The 20,253-nt window shown below is 44.1% G+C and carries 22 protein-coding genes; 6 read left to right on the top strand and 16 right to left on the bottom strand.

All coding sequences use genetic code 11. From position 1 onward, the window contains the following. The first annotated feature begins 236 nt into the window (after window positions 1-236). Window positions 237-1,544, top strand: a complete 1,308-nt coding sequence (locus BQ9856_RS14660) for an O-acetylhomoserine aminocarboxypropyltransferase/cysteine synthase family protein (RefSeq protein ID WP_077611689.1) — start codon at window positions 237-239, stop codon at window positions 1,542-1,544. Window positions 1,545-1,651: 107 nt separating this feature from the next. Then, on the top strand, window positions 1,652-2,560 hold the full coding sequence (locus tag BQ9856_RS14655) for a LysR family transcriptional regulator (RefSeq protein ID WP_077611688.1): 909 nt from the start codon (window positions 1,652-1,654) through the stop codon (window positions 2,558-2,560). A gap of 4 nt (window positions 2,561-2,564) precedes the next feature. On the opposite strand, the gene BQ9856_RS14650 is transcribed toward BQ9856_RS14655, so the two are convergent. Then, window positions 2,565-2,996 (bottom strand): RrF2 family transcriptional regulator, encoded by a 432-nt coding sequence (locus BQ9856_RS14650; RefSeq protein ID WP_077611687.1) that lies wholly within the window; start codon window positions 2,994-2,996, stop codon window positions 2,565-2,567. Window positions 2,997-3,189: 193 nt separating this feature from the next. On the opposite strand from BQ9856_RS14650, the gene BQ9856_RS14645 reads away from it, so the two are divergent. From BQ9856_RS14645 to BQ9856_RS14630, 4 genes are all read left to right on the top strand, one after another. Next, window positions 3,190-4,344: a trans-sulfuration enzyme family protein gene (locus tag BQ9856_RS14645; RefSeq protein WP_077611686.1), complete on the top strand. Its 1,155-nt coding sequence runs from the start codon at window positions 3,190-3,192 to the stop codon at window positions 4,342-4,344. Then, the gene (locus BQ9856_RS14640) at window positions 4,337-5,521 is read left to right on the top strand and encodes a MalY/PatB family protein (RefSeq protein WP_077611685.1); all 1,185 of its coding nucleotides are present in this window, start codon (window positions 4,337-4,339) and stop codon (window positions 5,519-5,521) included. The genes BQ9856_RS14645 and BQ9856_RS14640 overlap by 8 nt, the downstream gene beginning before the upstream one ends. A gap of 350 nt (window positions 5,522-5,871) precedes the next feature. Beyond that, window positions 5,872-6,804, top strand: a complete 933-nt coding sequence (cysK, locus tag BQ9856_RS14635) for a cysteine synthase A (RefSeq protein ID WP_077611684.1) — start codon at window positions 5,872-5,874, stop codon at window positions 6,802-6,804. A gap of 31 nt (window positions 6,805-6,835) precedes the next feature. Continuing rightward, a complete protein-coding gene (locus BQ9856_RS14630) occupies window positions 6,836-7,981 on the top strand; it encodes a M20/M25/M40 family metallo-hydrolase (RefSeq protein ID WP_077611683.1) in 1,146 nt (381 codons plus the stop codon). Window positions 7,982-8,026: 45 nt separating this feature from the next. Here BQ9856_RS14630 and BQ9856_RS14625 read toward each other — a convergent pair whose 3' ends face one another. From BQ9856_RS14625 to BQ9856_RS14555, 15 genes are all read right to left on the bottom strand, one after another. After that, a complete protein-coding gene (locus BQ9856_RS14625) occupies window positions 8,027-8,761 on the bottom strand; it encodes an acylneuraminate cytidylyltransferase family protein (protein ID WP_235839219.1) in 735 nt (244 codons plus the stop codon). Beyond that, the gene (gene neuC / locus BQ9856_RS14620) at window positions 8,733-9,902 is read right to left on the bottom strand and encodes a UDP-N-acetylglucosamine 2-epimerase (RefSeq protein WP_077611682.1); all 1,170 of its coding nucleotides are present in this window, start codon (window positions 9,900-9,902) and stop codon (window positions 8,733-8,735) included. The genes BQ9856_RS14625 and neuC overlap by 29 nt, the downstream gene beginning before the upstream one ends. Beyond that, window positions 9,899-10,894 carry an N-acetylneuraminate synthase gene (neuB, locus tag BQ9856_RS14615; RefSeq protein WP_077611681.1) on the bottom strand — a complete coding sequence of 332 codons (996 nt, stop codon included), beginning with the start codon at window positions 10,892-10,894 and terminating at the stop codon, window positions 9,899-9,901. Before neuB ends, neuC begins: the two co-directional genes overlap by 4 nt. Next, entirely contained in the window at window positions 10,887-11,534 is a 648-nt protein-coding gene (locus BQ9856_RS14610) for an acetyltransferase (protein ID WP_077611680.1), read from the bottom strand. The genes neuB and BQ9856_RS14610 overlap by 8 nt, the downstream gene beginning before the upstream one ends. Continuing rightward, entirely contained in the window at window positions 11,531-12,577 is a 1,047-nt protein-coding gene (locus BQ9856_RS14605; protein ID WP_077611679.1) for a nucleotidyltransferase family protein, read from the bottom strand. The genes BQ9856_RS14610 and BQ9856_RS14605 overlap by 4 nt, the downstream gene beginning before the upstream one ends. A gap of 21 nt (window positions 12,578-12,598) precedes the next feature. Then, complete coding sequence (locus BQ9856_RS14600; protein WP_077611678.1) at window positions 12,599-13,747, bottom strand: LegC family aminotransferase; 1,149 nt, start codon at window positions 13,745-13,747, stop codon at window positions 12,599-12,601. A gap of 27 nt (window positions 13,748-13,774) precedes the next feature. Beyond that, window positions 13,775-14,755, bottom strand: a complete 981-nt coding sequence (locus BQ9856_RS14595) for an NAD-dependent 4,6-dehydratase LegB (protein ID WP_077611677.1) — start codon at window positions 14,753-14,755, stop codon at window positions 13,775-13,777. A gap of 11 nt (window positions 14,756-14,766) precedes the next feature. Beyond that, window positions 14,767-15,030: a hypothetical protein gene (locus tag BQ9856_RS14590; RefSeq protein WP_077611676.1), complete on the bottom strand. Its 264-nt coding sequence runs from the start codon at window positions 15,028-15,030 to the stop codon at window positions 14,767-14,769. Window positions 15,031-15,045: 15 nt separating this feature from the next. Continuing rightward, entirely contained in the window at window positions 15,046-15,345 is a 300-nt protein-coding gene (locus tag BQ9856_RS14585) for a hypothetical protein (RefSeq protein ID WP_077611675.1), read from the bottom strand. Between the two features lie 20 nt (window positions 15,346-15,365). Next, a complete protein-coding gene (locus BQ9856_RS14580) occupies window positions 15,366-15,641 on the bottom strand; it encodes a carboxypeptidase-like regulatory domain-containing protein (protein ID WP_077611674.1) in 276 nt (91 codons plus the stop codon). Beyond that, the gene (locus BQ9856_RS14575) at window positions 15,625-15,870 is read right to left on the bottom strand and encodes a hypothetical protein (RefSeq protein WP_077611673.1); all 246 of its coding nucleotides are present in this window, start codon (window positions 15,868-15,870) and stop codon (window positions 15,625-15,627) included. Before BQ9856_RS14575 ends, BQ9856_RS14580 begins: the two co-directional genes overlap by 17 nt. A gap of 26 nt (window positions 15,871-15,896) precedes the next feature. Continuing rightward, on the bottom strand, window positions 15,897-17,630 hold the full coding sequence (locus tag BQ9856_RS14570) for a motility associated factor glycosyltransferase family protein (protein WP_077611672.1): 1,734 nt from the start codon (window positions 17,628-17,630) through the stop codon (window positions 15,897-15,899). Next, on the bottom strand, window positions 17,617-17,964 hold the full coding sequence (locus BQ9856_RS14565) for a carboxypeptidase regulatory-like domain-containing protein (protein ID WP_077611671.1): 348 nt from the start codon (window positions 17,962-17,964) through the stop codon (window positions 17,617-17,619). The genes BQ9856_RS14570 and BQ9856_RS14565 overlap by 14 nt, the downstream gene beginning before the upstream one ends. Before the next feature lie 71 nt (window positions 17,965-18,035). Continuing rightward, a complete protein-coding gene (locus BQ9856_RS14560; RefSeq protein ID WP_077611670.1) occupies window positions 18,036-18,320 on the bottom strand; it encodes a hypothetical protein in 285 nt (94 codons plus the stop codon). A gap of 106 nt (window positions 18,321-18,426) precedes the next feature. Beyond that, window positions 18,427-20,253 (bottom strand): helix-turn-helix domain-containing protein (locus BQ9856_RS14555; RefSeq protein WP_159442005.1); only part of this gene is annotated, 1,827 nt, incomplete at its 5' end.

Genomic DNA, 20,253 nt, shown 5'->3' with positions numbered 1-20,253 from the left:
TATATTCACGAGCCGGGAATATATGATGGATAAGCAGGGAATCAAAAAATTAGTGTAATCAGCCGGAGAGTGTTGTATAATGGAAAAAATGCCGTCCCTTGGTTGAAGAGTTGGTTATAGATTTTTCCTATAACCGGGTAATACTTATAAATATTAACACTTCGTTTGGAAACAAGGTATAATACGAACTAAGCAGAGATGAAACAGACAAGTATATAAAGCAGGAGGAAATTAAAATGGCTAAGAAGACAAGAGCAGAAAGAAATCTCAAATTTGAAACATTACAGTTACACGTTGGGCAGGAACAGGCAGATTCCGTTACCGATGCAAGAGCAGTTCCGATTTATCAGACTTCTTCCTATGTATTTCATAACAGTGACCATGCAGCAGCAAGATTTGGGCTGTCAGATGCCGGCAATATTTATGGAAGGCTGACAAATCCTACTCAGGGGGTTTTTGAGCAGAGAATAGCAGCCCTGGAAGGCGGGGAAGCTGCCCTTGCAGTTGCTTCCGGCGCGGCAGCGGTTACATATTCCATTGAAAATTTAGCAAAAAACGGAGATCATGTAGTTGCCGCCAAGAATATCTATGGAGGTACCTACAACTTATTAGAGCATACGCTGCCTGAGTATGGCATAGAAACAACCTTTGTAGACCCCTTTGATTATGAAGAGCTGGAACATGCCATTCAGGATAATACGAAGCTGGTCTTTATTGAGACCCTGGGCAATCCCAATTCCGATGTGGTTGATATAGAAAAGATTGCGGACATTGCCCATGCACATAAAATTCCTTTAATTGTTGATAATACCTTTGCAACCCCTTATCTGGTAAGACCGATCGAATATGGAGCGGATATTGTTGTACACTCGGCAACAAAGTTTATCGGAGGTCATGGAACAACCATCGGCGGCGTTATCGTAGACAGCGGTAAATTTGATTGGGAAGCTTCCGGCAAATTCCCCTCCCTGACAGAGCCAAATCCAAGCTATCATGGGATCAGCTTTACGAAGGCAGTAGGAGCAGCGGCTTATGTAACAAAAATCCGTGCGATTTTACTTCGCGATACTGGCGCTACCTTATCCCCATTTCACGCATTTTTCTTCCTGCAGGGCTTGGAAACCTTGTCCCTTCGAGTAGAACGGCATGTAGAAAACGCGTTGAAGGTTGTAGATTATTTGAAAAACCACCCGCAGGTTGAGACGGTTCATCATCCTTCCATATCCGGGGATCCCGAACAGCAGGCGTTATACAGCAAATATTTCCCCAACGGCGGCGGCTCTATCTTTACCTTTGAGATCAAGGGAGATGCCCAGAAGGCAAAGGATTTCATTGATCAGCTGGAGTTATTTTCCCTGTTAGCCAATGTTGCGGACGTTAAATCCCTGGTCATTCATCCGGCGTCAACTACCCATTCCCAGATGACAGAGGAAGAATTAACAGGCTCCAGAATCAAGCCGAATACCATCCGGTTATCCATAGGAACCGAAAATGCAGATGATATCATAGAAGATCTGGACGAGGCATTTAAGGCAGTGAAGTAAACGGACCGCCGTTCCATAAGATATTTTATTACATAACCAGAAACGGGCTGCCATAATTCTTATGGCAGCTATTCGTCGTCAGGAGAGCCCAGCCGAAGGAGGAAAATATGACGTTACAACAGTTACGCTATGCCATATGCATTGCAAATCAAAAATCCATGAACAAAGCGGCTTCCGAGCTGTTTATCACGCAGCCCAGTTTATCCAGTACCATTCGGGATCTGGAACAGGAAATCGGTTTGCAGATATTTTTGCGTTCGAACCGGGGAATCGTGATCACACCGGAGGGAGAAGAATTCCTGGGATATGCCAGACAGATGTTAGAGCAGTACCGGCTGATGGAAGAACGGTTCGTAAAAAAAGAACAGTTCAAAAAGAAATTCAGTGTATCCATGCAGCACTACACCTTTGCAGTCCAGGCATTTATTCATATGGCAAAGGAATTCGGGATGGATGATTATGAATTTGCGGTCCATGAGACCAGGACCTATGAAGTGATTGAAAATGTGAGAAACCAGAAAAGCGAATTGGGCATCCTGTATCTGAATGATTTTAATCAGAAGGCGATCCGGAAAATTATTCTTGAAAATGAACTGGAGTTTATTGAATTATTCCAGTGCGGGATCTATGTGTATTTGTGGAAAGGAAATCCCTTGGCAGAGAAAAAGCGGATCGGTTTTGAAGATTTGAAAAATTATCCCTGCCTGTCGTTTGAACAGGGAACCAACAACTCCTTTTATCTGGCAGAGGAAGTATTCAGCACCTATGAATATAAGCAGATCATAAAGGCGGATGACAGGGCTACGCTCTTAAATCTCATGGTCGGACTGAATGGGTATACGCTGTGCTCCGGAATCATCTGCGAAGATTTAAACGGTAATGAATACAGGGCAATTCCTCTGGATACCAGTGATAAAATGAGGATCGGTTATATTAAGAAGAGGAAAATGCCCTTAAGTATCCTTGGTGAAAAATATATAGCAGAATTAAAAAAATACGAGGAACAGGTGCTATGATTGATTAAATGTAATATTCGGGAGAATCCAGGCGGCTGTCCAGAATATCCTGCAGGGTAATGCTGTTTAAATAATTTTCGATGACCTCAGACAGGCCCTGCCAGATGGGAAGGGTCAGGCAGTCATCCTTTCGCGGGCAGAGATTGGGATCGTTGTCCATGCAGCTGACCGGGCTTAAGCTTCCCTCTGAACTCAGTAAAATATCTCCTATGGTTATCTTGGAAGGATGCTTTGCCAGTTTATAACCGCCCATGTGGCCGCGGTAGGTGATCAGCAGATTGCTGCGGTTTAAGAACGGAACGATCTGTTCCAGATATTTTTTTGAAATATCCTGCCTTTCTGAAATATCCTTTAAAGCGATGAAATCGTCGTTATAATGCTCGGCTAAATCAATCATCATCCGGAGGGAATAACGGCCGCGTGTTGATATTTTCATGGTATACCACCTTACTATATAATTTGATGTATCAATTCCTATCTTATCATAGGCTGAATAGGTATTCAACCTGTGAAATAAATTTCTTCTCCGATAGGAATAAATTATAACAGGCTATTGTTTTTAAGTAATAACCATCGGCCGCGCATCATTGGTATACTTAAGGAAAGATAGAAGAAAGCGGGGAACGAATATGGAATACGGAATTTCTACAAAATGTTTATATGGCAATGGGGAGGAGGTTTCTGCAGACAAGTCAGGAGCGATCAGTTTTCCCATTTACCAGACAGCCACTTTTGCCCATAAAGGAATCGGGGAAAGCACCGGTTATGATTACAGCCGGCTGCAGAACCCAACGAGAGAGCAATTGGAAAAGGTGGTAGCTTCCCTTGAAAATGGAGTGGATGCTCTGGCTTTTTCAAGCGGAATGGCGGCGATCACGGCCTTAATGGAACTGTTTCAGCCGGGGGATCATATTATTACCGACTGTGATTTATATGGCGGGAGCATCCGTCTGTTCGATAATATCAGTAAAAAGAACGGGCTTTTAATCAGTTCCGTAGACTGCTCCGGCAGGGATTGTGCAGAATTTGAGAAGCTGGTAGGTGAGAACACAAAGGCCATATTTATTGAGACTCCGACGAATCCGATGATGAATGTCATAGACATTGGAAAACTGGCAGAGACCGCAAAGAAGCACCATCTGCTTTTGATCGTTGATAATACGTTTTTGTCTCCTTATTTCCAAAATCCGCTGAAGCTGGGGGCGGATATTGTTGTCCATAGCGGAACCAAATATCTTGGCGGCCATAACGATACCATCGCAGGTTTTCTGGTCACTTCTTCACCGGAGCTGGCCGAAAGACTCAGATTTATTATTAAAACGGTAGGTTCCGGGCTGGCTCCGTTTGACAGCTGGCTTATATTAAGAGGGATAAAAACCCTTGCGATCCGGATGGAGCGCGCAGAAAAGAATGCCGGGAAGCTGGTGGAATGGCTGTGTCAGGAACAGAAAGTCACAAAGGTGTATTACCCCGGAAGGCCGGAGCATCCCGGTTATGAGGTCTGTAAAAAGCAGGCAAGAGGGTTTGGCTGTATGGTTACGTTTGAAGTTGAAACGAAAGAACTGGCCCATCGGATTTTAAAAGAGGTCCGGTTGATCCACTTTGCAGAAAGTCTGGGCGGCGTAGAGACGCTGATCACTTACCCGATCACCCAGACGCATGCCGATGTGCCCAAAGAAGTTCTGGCGGCAAACGGGGTGACCGACAGGATCTTAAGATTATCGGTAGGGATCGAAGATACGGAGGATTTGATAAAGGAATTGGAGCGGATATTTTATGTGTAAGGAAAAGATTGATTTTGATGAGGTCATTGACCGTAAAAATACTAACAGCATCAAATATGATTTTGCCGTACGAAGAGGAAAGCCGGAAAACCTCCTGCCTCTATGGGTGGCGGATATGGATTTCAGGGTATCCGGCAAGGTTCTTAATGCCCTTCATGAGCGGGTCGAGCATGGGATCTTCGGTTACAGTGAGGTCCAGGAAGAGTATTTTGAGGCGGTCCGGGGCTGGATGCAGAAAAAGCATAACTGGAATGTTGAAAACAGGTGGCTGGTCAAGACACCGGGGGTTGTATTTGCCTTAGCCATGGCAGTCCAGGCTTTTACGGATCCGAGGGATGGGGTTTTGATCCAGCAGCCCGTTTATTATCCGTTCAGCGAAGTCATTGAAGATAATGACAGGATCATTGTGGACAATACCCTTTTTCTTGGAGAGGATGGCAGGTATCACATTGATTTTGAGGATTTCGAAAGAAAGGCAGAGAAGTTCCATGTGAAATTATTTTTATTGTGCAATCCCCATAATCCGGTGGGAAGGGTCTGGAGCCGGGAAGAACTGGAAAAGTTAGGGGAGATCTGCATAAGGAGGGACATCATTGTGGTCAGCGATGAGATCCACCAGGATTTTGTATTTAAGGGGCAGCACATGGTATTCGCAAATTTAAGCGAAGAACTGAAAAACAGGACCATTACCTGTACCGCGCCAAGTAAGACCTTTAATCTGGCCGGCTTACAGGTTTCCAATATTTTTATTGCCAATCCACAGCTGAGACGGAGATTCCGAAAGCAGGCAGGGGCAGCCGGGTACAGCCAGCTTAATACACTGGGCCTTACCGCATGCGAGGCGGCATACCGCTATGGAGAAGACTGGCATGACCAGTTAATGGAGTATTTAAGGGCAAACATTTCTTATGTACGGGAATTTTTAAAGGAAAAAATACGTAAGGTCAAGCTCATAGAACCGGAGGGAACGTATCTTGTCTGGCTGGATTTTCGGGAATTAGGCCTTACGGAAGAGGAGAGAGAAGCATTAATTGTAAAGAAAGCAGGGCTTTGGCTGGACAGCGGTGCCATGTTCGGTCCGGCTGGAGAGGGATTTGAAAGGATCAACATCGCATGCCCGCGGCCTGTTCTGGAACGGGCTTTGCAGAGTCTGGAACAAGCGATAAAAACACAATAAAAAATAATACAAAAAAGTATTGACACATTCCTTTTCGTGTATTAATATAATTATAACATATAAACCTATTAAACATATATGTAATGAAAAGAGATGATCAATATGAAAAAAAACAGGATAGCAGTAAATCATGGATTTTTTAATAATAGAAGTTGTTGTCAGGCTGTATGCAGGAAGAGGGATACAGTTTTGTTGTAATGCTTATTATGATGCCTGACAGCTCAAAATATGAGAAATTTTCATATTCAAGGTGGAACAAAGGAGCAGGTGCCATAATCGGTATCTGCTCTTTATAATATAAACCCATTAAAGGAAATAATAAATATCATATAAAAATGGAGGGAAAGAATATGGGAGCAATTAAGGAAAGTGCAGTGGAGCTCATCGGAGGAACACCGGTACTCAGATTAAACCGTTACAGTGCAAAGGAAGGAGTGGAAGGGGTTACGCTTCTGGCCAAGCTGGAATACTTAAACCCGGCAGGTTCCGTAAAGGACCGGATTGCACTGGCCATGATCGAAGATGCAGAAGAAAAGGGAATTTTAAAGCCAGGGGCCACCATCATTGAGCCGACATCCGGAAATACCGGGATCGGTCTGGCAGCCGTTGCGGCAGCCAAAGGCTACAGAACCATTTTGACGCTCCCCGATACCATGAGCGTGGAAAGAAGAAACCTATTAAAGGCCTACGGTGCGGAGCTGGTATTGACCGAAGGAGCAAAAGGCATGAAGGGTGCCATTGAAAAATCTGAAGAGCTGAAAGACAGCATACCTGGATCCGTTATATTAGGACAGTTCGGAAACCCGGCCAATCCAAAAGTACACAAAGAAACCACCGGACCGGAGATCTGGGAACAGACTGATGGAAAAGTAGATATTTTTGTTGCCGGCGTAGGCACAGGCGGAACTATCACCGGTGTCGGGGAATATTTAAAAGAAAAGAAACCGGATGTCAAAATCGTGGCGGTAGAACCTGCAAGCAGTCCGGTGCTTTCCGGAGGCAAACCGGGACCTCATAAGATTCAGGGAATCGGTGCAGGCTTTGTTCCGGAGGTATTGGATACCGGGATTTACGATGAGGTGATCGCCGTTGAGAACGAGGATGCATTCAAAGAAGGAAAGGCATTTGCAGTCACAGAAGGTATCCTGGTGGGAATTTCTTCCGGTGCGGCATTAAAAGCAGCGAAGTTATTGGCAGAAAGACCGGAAAACAAGGGAAAAACCATAGTGGTCTTGTTGCCGGACTCTGGGGACCGGTATTTATCAACTCCGTTATTTGGTTAAATCATGATACGAAAAGAGCAGGTGTGGCAGGATGGTTGATAAAAGCAGGCTTGTGAGCCAATTTAAGAAAATGGTGGAATTTGATTCCGAAACTTATAAAGAACGGGAAATCGCGGACTATTTGACAGGCGAATTAAAACTGCTGGGCTTTGAGGTACGGGAGGATGACGCCGGTTTCCGGTTAAAAGAAAAAATACCGGAATATGGGTCCGCGGCTCCCACCGGAAATCTCTATGGCTTTTTAAAGGGAAACCGGGATGGGGAACCCATATTGCTGTCCGCCCATATGGATACGGTAAAGCCGGGAAAGGGGAAGCGGGCAGCAGAGGATGAGCAGGGAAGGATCACCTCAGAAGGGGATACGGTGCTGGGAGCCGATGACCTTTCCGGAATCGCCGCCATATTGGAGTCTGTCCGGGTGATAAAAGAGAACGGCCTGCCCCACCCGGATATCGAGGTCCTGTTTCCTGTAGCGGAAGAAAATTACGGAAAAGGAAGCCAGCTGGTGGATTACTCCAAAATAAAATCAAAACTGGCTTATGTATTTGACTTAAGCGGGGAGATCGGTCTGGCTGCCACGGCAGCGCCCACCCTTCTTTCCTTTGAGATTCAGGTGAAAGGCAAAAATGCCCACGCGGGCTTTTGCCCCCAGCTTGGGATCAATGCAATTGAGATCGCAGCCCGCGCCATATCCCAGCTAAAGCAGGGCTGGGTGAATGAAGAGACTACCGTAAACATCGGAAAGATAAGCGGCGGAAAACAGACCAACATAGTTTCCGACGAGTGTACCGTATGGGGAGAGATCCGGAGCTTAAAGGATCACAGGGCCATGGAGGAATGGAACAGGCTTAAGGAAATTTTTGAACATACGGCGGCCCGATCCAAGGGAGGCTGTGAGATCCGTTTTGAAAAACAGATCGAAGCCTATGAGATCGGCGATGAGGAAGAAGTGGTCAAAAGGTTTAAAAAAGTCTGCAGGAACCTGGGGCTTTCGGGCTCCACCCAGTACACCCTGGGCGGCAGCGATAATAATCACTTTGTCCGTAACGGAATCCGGGGGATCGTAGTGGCTTGCGGAATGAATGAAGTGCATACCACAAATGAGTATACGACGGAAGAGGAACTGGAAAAAGGTGCCGGACTGGCCCTTGGGCTCATAACGGCAGAAGATTTATAGAATCAACGGATGAGGAGAAAGGAACCCGGGTTCCTTTCTCCTCTTTTATCTGCAGGTTGGGGACGCCTGATCCATCAGAAGCAGTTCCGCGATTTTTAACTGAAATTCATCATCAATGTCTATTGAATCAATGGCATTCATGAAATAGGGTAAAGTCCTTCCTGCGTAAAAGCTTCCGTATTTTAGAAAAATATTGGCCGAAACCAGGTAAAGGGCTCCGTTTATCCTGTATTCCGGCGGGAAATCCTGTCTTCTGGCCGGCCGTTTATCCGGAAAACCGGCCTTTATTTCTCCTGTTTCGGTCAATGGAACGGCCAGATGGGAGACGGGCTCCGTTCTGCACACGCCGATGACAGCGTCCCCATTCTTTTTTAACAGGAGATCGGCGCTTTCCAGGATATGGGTTTCATTTCTGAGTGGGGAAGTGGGCTGCAGGACCATGAAGTAATCAAAGGTTTTCCCCTGTTCACTTAATTCCTTTATGGCATGAAGGATGACATCCTTTGTGGCCGCCTGATCGGAAGCCAGTTCTTTTGGCCTTAAAAACGGCACGCTGGCTCCATATTGTTTTGCAATTTCCGCATAATTTTCCGAATCCGTTGAAACAAGGAGCTGATCAAACAGCCCTGATTTTTTTCCGGCTTCAATGGTGTATGCCATGAGAGGCTTGTGGTTTATTTCCCTTATATTCTTATCCGGGATCCCCTTTGAGCCGCTTCGGGCAGGTATGATCCCCAGAAAAGTCTTATTTTTATACATGACGGTTCCAATCAATATCATAAAATTTTTTTTCCGGCTGGATTCCCTTTTCAAAAGCCAGCTTGATCATCCGAAGGATCTCCCGGCTGGTGTGGTGTCCTTCATAAGGATTTAGACCATGGTCCTTGGTCCGGTCATAGGTTCGTGCCTGTTCCATGGCAGTGATGATCCCGTTTACGGAATGGCCGCAGCTTATGACGGATGGAGGCTTTACCCTTCCTTCCTGTCTGCTTCCGATATTAACGGAAGGCACCTTTAAAAACGGCGCCTCAATGATCCCGCTGGAAGAATTTCCGATCACCATCTGGCTGTGGCTCATCAGGCTGAGATACCGAAGCGTCCCAAGAGATGTGAATACCGCCGCCCTTTGGGGATTCCTGCTCACATAATCCTCAATCATTTCATTGATTCTCCCTCCGCCGGTATCCGGATTGCTCCTTGTGAAGACCGCAAATAAATCAGGGAAGGAATTTAAGGCTTTTAACAATGGCTCCAACTGGCCGGAGATAGTGTCAGGCTCCAGGGTGGCAGGATGATAGGTGACAAGGGCGGTGGGAGCGGATAAGGACAGGTTCAATGCGTTTTCCAGTTCCGCCTTTGTCAGGAGCCGGAGGTTTTTGATATTTTCGATGCCCAGCGCACCTACGTGAAATACTCTTTCCGGATCTTCCCCTAACTGGATGACTCTCTGCCGGTATTCCTCCGTACTGGTAAAGTGCAGGTAGCTCATCTTGGTGATCCCATGTCTCATGCAGTCATCATAAGCTCCTCGGGTTATTTCCCCGCCGTGGATATGGGCAATGGGGATTTTACAGATGACGGCGGCGGCTGCGGCCATGAAGATTTCATAACGGTCACCGAGAAGCAGTACCATATCCGGCTTTAATCTTTCGTAGGCCTCCGACAGGCTGATCATTTCCAAGCCCATGGATTTGCATATTCCCCGGGGGGTGTCGGAGGCCAGGTTCATTTCAATTGTTTCATCGATGCTTATCCCCTGTTCTTCGATCTCCCTGTAATCCAGTCCATAACGGGTATCCAGATGGCTTCCGGTTGCAATCAGCCGGAGCTTACAATCCGGGTCCTCATGGATCCGCTTTATAACTGGGTTTAACAGGCCGAATTCTGCCCGGCTTCCGGTCACCACACATAATTTTATCATTCCCCGATCCTCTCATCCTTTGAATAGTCTTTTTGGGCCGTTTTTCCCAGGAGGTCCCTGATCTTCATGGGAGAGATGCCGTGTCCGCAGCGTTTTGCGCATAGATTATCCAGGGTGAATGCTTCCCCTTTTTTGATTTCCTTCGCGGCCACCAGGTATTTTCTGACGAACTCCCTGTTCTTCTGTTCAGCATCCGCCGGCTTTTTGATTCCGTCTCCCAGCGCTTCCTCAATATTTCTGACACCGGCCACCAGACGCCTGAATTCCTCCGGCTCCAGGCTTATTTTATGATCCGGTCCGGGCATGGTTTTGTCCAGAGTCATATGCTTTTCTAACACGCAGGCACCGAGAGCAGCAGCAGCGATGGAAACTTCGATCCCCAGGGTATGGTCCGAGTACCCCACTCTTTTATGGAAAATCTCTTTTAATGTATACATAGCCTTTAAATTGACCTCCTTCATTGGAGCGGGATAGGCGCTGGAGCAGTGAAGCAGTATGATCTCCTCGCCGCTTTTATTTAAGAGCTCCAGAGCCTGGCCGATTTCCTCCAGCGTTGCCATTCCGGTCGATAAAATAACCGGCTTCTTTATAGAGGCTGTTTTTTGCAGATATTGATAGTTGGTAATCTCTCCGGACGGGATCTTTATGGTGTCAACGCCAAGCCGGTCTAAAAAATCAATACTTTCTTCGTCAAAGGGAGAGGACAGGAATTTTATTTTTTTTACGGAGCAGTAGTGGTAGAGCTCCTCAAAGTCGTTCCAGGACAATTCCAGCTCTTTCAGCATGTGATATTGAGATGATGACCGGCCGGTGTTCTGCATTTGATAGTCTGCCTTCTGTGCGTAAGGAACTGCCAGATGTCCCGCTTTGAACGTCTGGAATTTGACCGCATCTGCGCCTGCGGTACTTGCAGCATCTACGAGCCGTTTGGCAGTATTTAAATCTCCGTTGTGATTGACTCCTGCTTCGGCAATGATCATGATTTTACTCATGCAAAGCTGCCTCCTTTACCGGGCTACCATAAGCCAATTGATAGGGGGATATGTTTTTCAGTACCAGGCTTCCGGCTCCGATCATGGTGTCATTCCCGATTGTCACGTTCTGCAGAATGGTAGAATGTGCTCCGATGTGTGTGTTCGCCTGAATCCGGACGTTTCCGCACAGAACGCTTCCGGGTGCGATATGAACAAAGTCTCCGAGGGTACATCCGTGCTCCAGAATGGATCCTGTGTTGATGATACATGCATTGCCGATCGTGACCCTGGAATTGATTATGGCACCTTTTCCAATAAAATTTCCTTCGCCGATTCTTAAGGTCTCCGATACAATGGAGCTTTTATCGATAATATTCGGAAATTTGTAGCCTATTTTTTTGCAGAGGTCATAAAGCTTCCGCCTTGGTCCGGTGTTCCCCATGCTGCCTATGGCAAGGACCGCATTTTTTATTCCCATTTCAAAATATTCGTTTAAATCCGAATCGTTTCCTATGACTTTTACACCCAGAATTTCCGTATTGATTTTTTTATTGTTATCCAGAATGCCAATGATCTCGTATTGCTCCAGTGCCTGGATCGTATCAATGATACTTTCTGCATGGCCGCCGCCGCCGATCAGAATCATTTCTTCTTTCATAATTTCATTCTTTCTGCCATTTTCTTCATTTCACTAAATTCCCCCATATCAAGCCAGGTGCTGTCCATAACAGGATAGGCTCCGATCTGTTCCCCGTTTTTTATACATGTTCGAATCAGGTCTGTCATATCAAAATACTGATTCTGGGGGATATATTTTAAAATCTCTTCCTCCAGCACATACAAGCCGGTATTGACTAACAGCTCGTATCTGGGTTTTTCGCTCAGGGCATCGATATTCCCGTTCTTATCCAGGGTAACGACTCCATATGGAATTTCATAGCTTTTTATAGCCGTCACAATGGTGATCTTATTTTGGTGGGTTTTGTGGTAAACCAGCAGTTTGGTATAATTGATGTCCACCAGGATGTCACAGTTGCTTACAAAGAAGCTGCCGTTTATATATTTTTTTGCAAGATTCAGGGAGCCGGCTGTTCCCAGCGGCTTATCCTCTTCGATAAAGTGCAGATGATATGGAAAATCTCCGTTAAAATAAGCTTTTATGAGCTCTTTTTTATAATTTATGGTAATATAGAATTCATGAAATCCATACTCCATGATTTGATTCATGATCCGTTCTACGATCGGTATATCCCCGACAGGAATCAGGGGTTTGGGAATGATTTTGGTATAGGGATATAACCGGGAGCCCTTTCCGCCGGCCATGATGACGACCGGTGTGGGATTCTGCTTTCCGTAATTGTATTCATGATCGCTGATTTCATTCCAAAACAGAATATCGACAACTTCATTGTCATCATTGATCAGAGGCAGCCCTTCGATCTGCTTTTCTTTCATGATTTCCAGTGCCAGGTGCTGTTCTTCTTTTTTTATAACGATGGGAGAGGGGTTCATGATGAAACGGACCGGCAGGGAGATATCTTTATTTTTTAATATCCACCGTCTGATATCCCCATCTGTCAGGACCCCGGCCAGCTTTTTCTCTTCTGTGACAATAAGAATTTTTTTCGCTGTCCGGTCCAATTGTCCGATTGCCTCCCGAATCGGAATATCCGGCGATATAAAGAATCTGCTGACCTCCATGCCTATCCTTCCTTCAGATATCTACAAGCTTTTCAGCATTTGAATGATATGATCCATATCCTTCCTTAAAAGATTGGTACTGCAGGGGATATTCATGACGCTGTTCCGGTAAAAGGGAGCCTTTTCGATGTAATAGGTCTGGTTGTTCCGGTACATTTTCTGCGTATGGATCAGCTGCCATATGGGCCTTGTTTCAATATCCGCCTCTTTTAATTTCTTCATTGCAGTGTCCCGGCTTAATCCGCTTTTTTGTATGAGCAAAGAATAAAACCAGTGGTTGCTGCGTGTTTTATCATGAAACTTAAGCAATTCGAATCCTTCCATTGATTTGATTGCATCGCTGTAGTATTGGTAATTTTTTTCCTTGATCTGAATAAAATCTTCCAGACATTCCAGCTGGGCGACTCCCAGCGCTGCCTGCAGATTTGTCATGCGGTAGTTAAAGCCTATTTCATTGTGTGTATAATGAAGAGGATCGTCTTTTGCCTGAGCCGCGAGGTATTTTGCTTTTTCCAGGGCTTTGTCATCCTTAGCCGTCAGCATTCCGCCTCCGCCTGTGGTTATTATTTTATTGCCGTTAAAGGAGTAGGCTCCGAAATCACCGATCGTCCCGGCAAACTGTCCTTTGTATTCTCCCTGGGTGTAACAGGTTCCAAGAGCTTCCGTAGCATCTTCGATCAGTTGGATGCCATATTCGTCGGCAAAGGCTCTTAACCGCTCCATGTCCGCCATATTGCCAAAGATGTGGACTACGATGATTGCCTTGATGATCCGGTTTGTACGTTTATTTTGCAGTCCCAGGGGAGTCATTTGGCATTCCTTTTTTAAAAAGTCCTCAAGCTTGCAGCAGTCCATATTAAGAGAATCATCACAATCCATAAAAACAGGCTCTGCTCCTATGTATTTTACCGGATTAACAGCGGCTATAAAAGTAAGAGTGGGAACAATGACTTCATTTTCAGAATTGACGCCGGAAAGGAGCAGAGCCAGATGGATCGCGGCGGTTCCGCTTTGAACAGCGGCAGCGCCTTTTGTATTCAAATAGGCCGCCATATCCTGTTCAAATTTCGTTACATAACTGCCGGAGGTTGAAACCCAGCCTTTATCCAGTGCATCGAGAAGATATTTTTTTTCATTTCCTTTTAAGTTAGGAACAGACAAAGGTATCATACCAGGTCCCCCATTGTTATTTCCTTTCTAAATATTATAGATATCCGCCTTGTAGTGATCCAGATTTTGGCTCATCCAGTCAATGGTCTTTTTAAGGCCCTGAGAGAGCGTATATTCCTGTTTCCAGCCGGTGAGCTCCTTTAGTTTTTGATTTGATCCCATGAGCCGGACTACCTCGCTTTTTTGAGGGCGCAGACGTTTTGTGTCACAGATAATTCTGGCTTTTGGATTGATCTGGCGGATCAGTTCCGATGCCAGATCCCCAATGGAAACCTCTTTCTGGCTGGCAATATTGATTTCTTCTCCTATGGTCTGATCAGATCTTTCTATTTCAATAAATCCATTTACCGTATCCCCCACATAGTTAAAATCTCTGGTAGGAGTCAGGCTGCCGAGCCGGATCTCTTCGATTCCGGTTAACAGCTGGCTGATAATGGCCGGTATCACAGCTCTTGCAGATTGTCTTGGCCCATAGGTATTAAATGGGCGGACAATGGTGACCGGAAGGGAAAAGCTTCGGTAAAAGGACTCTGCTAACCGGTCAGCTCCTATTTTCGTTGCGGAATAGGGTGACTGTCCCTGAAATGGATGGTTTTCATCAATGGGAACATATCTGGCGCTGCCATAAACCTCAGAAGTAGAGGTCACCAGCACTTTACCGGTACCAAGGCTTCTTGCAGCCTGTAAGACATTTAAGGTACCTTTTATATTGGTATCCACATAAGAGTCCGGAGAATGATAACTGAAGGGGATCGCAATCAATGCGGCAAGGTGGAAGACGGATTCAACCCCTTCCATGGCATTCCGCACACCGTTTGGGTCCCGGATGTCTCCGCTTTGGATTTCTATTTCTTTTTTTATACTGCTGGGAAGGGAATCCAACCATCCCCAGGTATTGAAGGAATTGTAAAAGGTAAAAGCCTTTACATCATATCCGCGTTCAATCAGTGTTTCGGTTAAGTGACTGCCGATAAATCCATCTGCTCCTGTAACCAGAACTTTTTTCATTTTGTTCCCCCTTACCTGTGATGGTTATCAAAAACTTTTATTTTATAACTGCTTTTTTTGTCCGTTATAATAAAACAGAATTCTCCATTTCTATTTGTTAAAGTATGATTCAGATAAATACCCTGATAATCTTCTTCCTGTAATTCTTCGTTATAGAAACAATCAATCTTTTCTAAAATGACAACAGCACCTCTTACCGGACTGAAATCCTGATAGCGGATCCATCCTTTGATCAGGACATTTTCTGTATCATATTCATTATAAATTTGCTCCATGGCGATCATCCTTATCTAACCGGTTATAAAAGGTTCATATATATCCAGCTGATAATTGACATATTTATTTTTACTTACCGTGACTGCGAATTCACCGAACCGGTTGGTTATTACATAGCCTTTCTTTACTCTTTGTTTTCCCGGGTAAATTTCCATAATCAGGACAACGGCACCTTCCAGTGCTTCGCATCGTGAATTATAGACCGTTCCCGATAATAAAACTTCATCAGACCGTTCGATGGCAATCGTTGTCTGTATCATCTTCCGGTTCTTCAAATCCTCTGGAGTTACAGTTACTTCCGTATAACAGCTCAACAGAATTCCTCCTTTTTGCATCAGAGAAGCGGAGCATAGACCGCTAATTCATACTTCATATAAGGTTTTGCTTCAATGGGAAATAAATAGTGCCCGTTTTCATCTGTCAGAACATATCCCAGCAGATTTCTTGTATGATCCTTACAGTTTATTTGAATTACCTGGACAGCCGCCCCCGGGCATGGCTCCTGGTTCTGGTTATAAACGGTTCCGTTGATGATTTGGAAGTTCTGTCTTTCCAGCTGAATGTTAAAATGATTTTCTCTGCAGGAATGGAGCTTAGCTCCGCTTATCATGAAAGAGGCCTTTTTGAAGCAATTCATGGATCCAACTGTGCCTCCCTCCCTTTTTTTCAGCCGTTTTTATGCTCTGTGTATAAACGGTTACGTTTAATTCCTGTTTATCCTTTGTATCCTCCGCGCTGATGATGTTCCCTTCCTGTTCTTTTCCGTTTATAATCATTTTATTTATCTTGATTTCTTTATATTTGGCATCATTGATTTCATTTTGATCCTCTTTTTCCATGCATAGCTCCCCTTTTTATTCCTATTTTACTTAACTATATGCTGTTTATAGAATTCTGTTACCGTTTCCAGGGCTGTCTTTTTTACTTCTTCCAGCATTTCTTTCATCTTTTCAAAATATACTTTAAAAGCGCCTGCCTGATGCTGCAAATCAGAAGTCAGTCTTTCATAATCCTTTGCATACATAAAAAATGTTTTTTCTTTCATTTCATATAGAAATTCACTGAAGTATCCGCCTAAATATTTGCTGTCCGCAGCATTTTCAAAGTCATTTACAATCTGAAGGATATAGAGAATCCTTTGCAGATCCATATCCTCCTCGTCAGCCTCTATTAACGATTTTGTCTGATTTTCAGAAATAATAATTTCACATAATTCCAGGCCGTGGCCCGCCTTTATCAAATACTCATCAATAAATCGAAGGATCGAGCCGACCGTTTCCCTGCTGTTGACTGCAATATCCTGAATCGGGATACAGCTCTTTTTTCGCTTATCAAACCGTTCCTGTTCAAAAACTTTTGAAAATTCTTTATGCGGTGCGCCTTTGATATCGGCGCCGTAGGAACAATTGATGAACCGGATTCGTTTTTGTTCTTTGTATTGATTGATATAGTGCTCCAGTTTTCTTCTGTAATGGTCCAATGTTACCGTAGTTCCTATTTGTTTCCCATATACATCCTTTACACTTATCTGAGACCTGTAGTGAAGGGTTTTATCATAATCAAAAACCGCGCTGTCTGCGTGATGCTTATTAAAGGTATGGGCAAGATCCTGGCCTGCAAATATAATTGGAGAACATCCCAGCATATTTGCGATATCAATGCAGGCGTGAGCCACCGAACCTCCGCAATAGACCCCTTTTAACTGCTCGAAGCCCCTGATCGTCTGAGAGAACAGAAGGGAAATGAAAATTTTATCTCCTTTATAATCCCTTATTAAATACCGGTTGCTGTATTCATAAAATGCGATCGGAACATCCAGATCCAGATGATCCTTCATCATGTCATAGTTTGCCTCCACCGGATCAACGGATACGATCATATCGGGCAGGATCCCATTCTTAACCAGGGCATCGACGGTCCTGCTTCCTGTAATGATAAAGCACTTTTTAAGCTTCTCTTTGTATAAAAGCATATCCTTGATATTTAAATCCAGAGAGGGGCCTCCTGACACCACAATTGCCGGTACATTGAGGTTTGTAAACATATAATGGTGAATGGGAGTGCACTCATTTATCATTTTCATATTCGCGATCATATTCTGAATAAATATTTTTTTAAAGCGCTTTGCTAAATCTACCTGCGAGGCTGCATTGATTATTGTCCAGTCCAAATGTTCGACCAAACAGTCGTATTCATTTTTGTAAATCCTGCCATAGCTGCCGAAAGCATAAAAATACACATTATTAATATTTTTATAATTGATCGTATCGGCAAATATTTTTATTACCTGTTTTTCTTCAAACAAAACAAGCTTTATGTTATCTGCAATATCCGGATCATATTTTTTAAAAATTGCACGGTTTGGTTCAAAAATGATCACTCTGTTTTTTTTACATAATAATTTTTTTATCTCATCGATGTATTCCCCGGTATCAATTCCAAATAAAAAAATCAGGGAGTCAAATTTCAGATCATCCAATGTATCTGATAATTGATTGATCTCTTTTTTATAATCAAGCCTATCCGCCAAAAAATAGAATTTTTTATCTTTTTTTATTCGATAGACGTCATATCCATCCAATGTTTTATACTTTTTCATAATAACCTCCGCTCCAGCCGAAGCTTCTTTTTCCTTCCGCATATACAGGGGAATAGGCAATTAATTTATATTGCATCCCGCAGATTCTGGGCAGTGATATTCCATACGAACCGTCATGAAGCGTAAAGGTCACGCCAAGGCTTTTTTCTGTAGAAGGAATATGGGAATCATCAACCAAACGTATTTCAACTGCGGCATTCGGCAATGGTTCTCCTGTTGGGCTGTAAACGATTCCTTTTATAAAAAAAAACGCATTTTTCGGTAAGGTAACATCTGCAGTCACGATTCTGGAACAAATGATCTGACAGCCTGTTAAAACAACTTTTGGTATCATTCCTTCGCCTCCTTTGTTATACATTGATCTCGAATGGAGAGGGTGTCCCAATTTGAGACACCCTTAAAGAATTAACTGCTGTAGAACTTGAAGCGAAGCTGCACGCCTGCTCTGCAAGTGATACCATAAGTTCCGTTGGCATCCGAAAAAGTCTGACGGTCCGGAGAAGCAGTCGTCGGATTTGTACTTTCCCATACTGCCACTGCACCGCTTCGTAATACTGTATTGCTGAATAATGCGGAACCTCTTACTAAAAGCAATCCCCAGCTTGTTGTCGTAAGATCTGCAGCAACGATGGTTGCCGAGATGGCTGAAGCAGCTCCGATTGTTCTCACAACTGGTCTGTAATTAGGCATAATAGCCCCCCCTTTTTGCTATTTTTGAAATACGTATTTCTTATATATAGTATGTTTGCCTGTAAAGAAAGTGAAAATGGCAGAAGGCGGGGTACGATAAGGTGTTTTAGCAAAAGCTGGATTTAAATTGACCTGGGGTTATCCCTACATGCTTTTTAAATACCCGGATAAAATTTTGCTGTGAGTTAAAACCTGTGGTTATAGCAATTTCCTTTATCGGCTTATTGGTGGTTAAGAGCAGTTCCTTTGCTTTTTCTATCCGGTACTGGTTTAAATAATCCACAAAGTTGATTCCAAAGCTTTCTTTAAAAAGCCGGCTTAAATAGCTGGTGGTGGTTTTACACTGTTCGGCCAGCAGGTTTAAGGAAAGGTCCGGATTGGTATAGTTTTCTTCTATGTAGCGTTTTGTCCGAACCAGGTATTTATGCTGCTGTTTCTGATATTTCTCTGCCAGCAGTTGAATGGCCGCTGTGCAGAAAGAAACCATGTATTCCTGCATCAGCGAAGGATCCCCTATGCGCGCTGCCAAATGGGGTTCCGATTCGAAGACAATAGTATATTCTTCCTGTTCTGTATCCGTTATGCGGTAGGAGGCCAGGGTGTTCAAAAAGGCCAGCCGGTAAAATTCATAAGCCCTGCAGATTTCCTCCGGAGTTCCGTCACGGGATAAGGTATGGCAGATATGCAGGGCTTTTTGAAGAGCCGGATCGGTTTCTCCCTTCATAATTAAATCGGATATGGACTTTAATTGTACCCGAAAGAAATGATGATTGGGTGTTACAGAGTCTTCATGAGAAGCATTTAAGTCCAAGTCCGTTTTTTTTGACGGATATTTTCGATGGGCCAGCCGTTCTAAGCTCTCCTGATAGGAGAAGGATACGTTTTGAATCGAAGAGCATTTGGGCCCCATCTCCAGCCAGGCGGCATTTGGGTCGGACAGGTCATTAAAGAAGGCCTGTTCCAGTTTGATTTCAAACCCTGTGATCTCAGGAGCTGCTGTGTCAGCGTTAAATTGGAGAATGACCGCATAAAGGGATTCATCAATCTGTTGCATCACATATTGGCAGATCCCTTCTGAAAATTGGGCCAGGGCCTGGTTGAGATTATCTAAAAGCCGGACCTTTATGGAAGGTTCGATGGATTCATGGAAGGTTATGGCAATGGTTTTGCATATCCCTTCTGCATGAAGGGGGCTGTTAATATTTGCCAGAATGCTTTGGATATATGGAAGATCCATAGGTTTTCCGTTCAATAAATCATAATAAAATTCTTTTGAAATTTTCGGAATCATATTGCTTAAAATGTAATCCAGCTGGCTCTTATGATTGGAGATTTTCAAAAAGCTTTCTGTTAAATAGGCCCATTCATTCTTAGTATTCTCGTTGTTTTCCGTACTTCCTTCGGAAGATATCATTTTCTTTAATTTTTGAACTGGCATATAGCTTAAATAAAGGACGCAGACTGACAACAGAGCACTTAGTATTAAAATCAAGGCAAAAAAAGGCAAAGAGTTCATCAGTACCATCTGGGAAGACGGCATAAAAGCGAAGTCATCTACCAACAGTACCAGATTAATGTTGGTCTGGTCCGATTTACAGAAGAAATAATGCCGGTTCCCGAAATACCGGGTATTCCTGCCCTGTTCCATGAAAGAAGGTATTTCCCTGATGACTTCATCCGGCAGAACGCTGTAATCAAGCATATCTGGAAACAGAGGATTCCAGGTATTGTCATAAGCCAGCAGATAGCTGAAAGATGTCTGTGCACCTTCCAGGGAATCGTATAGGATGGAAGGCTTCATTTTCATAAATAATGTTCCAAGCCCTTTTTCTCCATTCAGCGGGAAATCCCGGACCATATAAATATTGCCTTTATACATTTCAATGGAAGTAGTACGGCCGCTTTTTAACAGGGTAGTGGCGGGACGGCTGGC

Source organism: Clostridium sp. Marseille-P2415 (genome assembly GCF_900155545.1).
Lineage (GTDB): Bacteria > Bacillota > Clostridia > Lachnospirales > Lachnospiraceae > Lacrimispora.
This window is presented reverse-complemented; position numbering and strand designations above follow the sequence as displayed.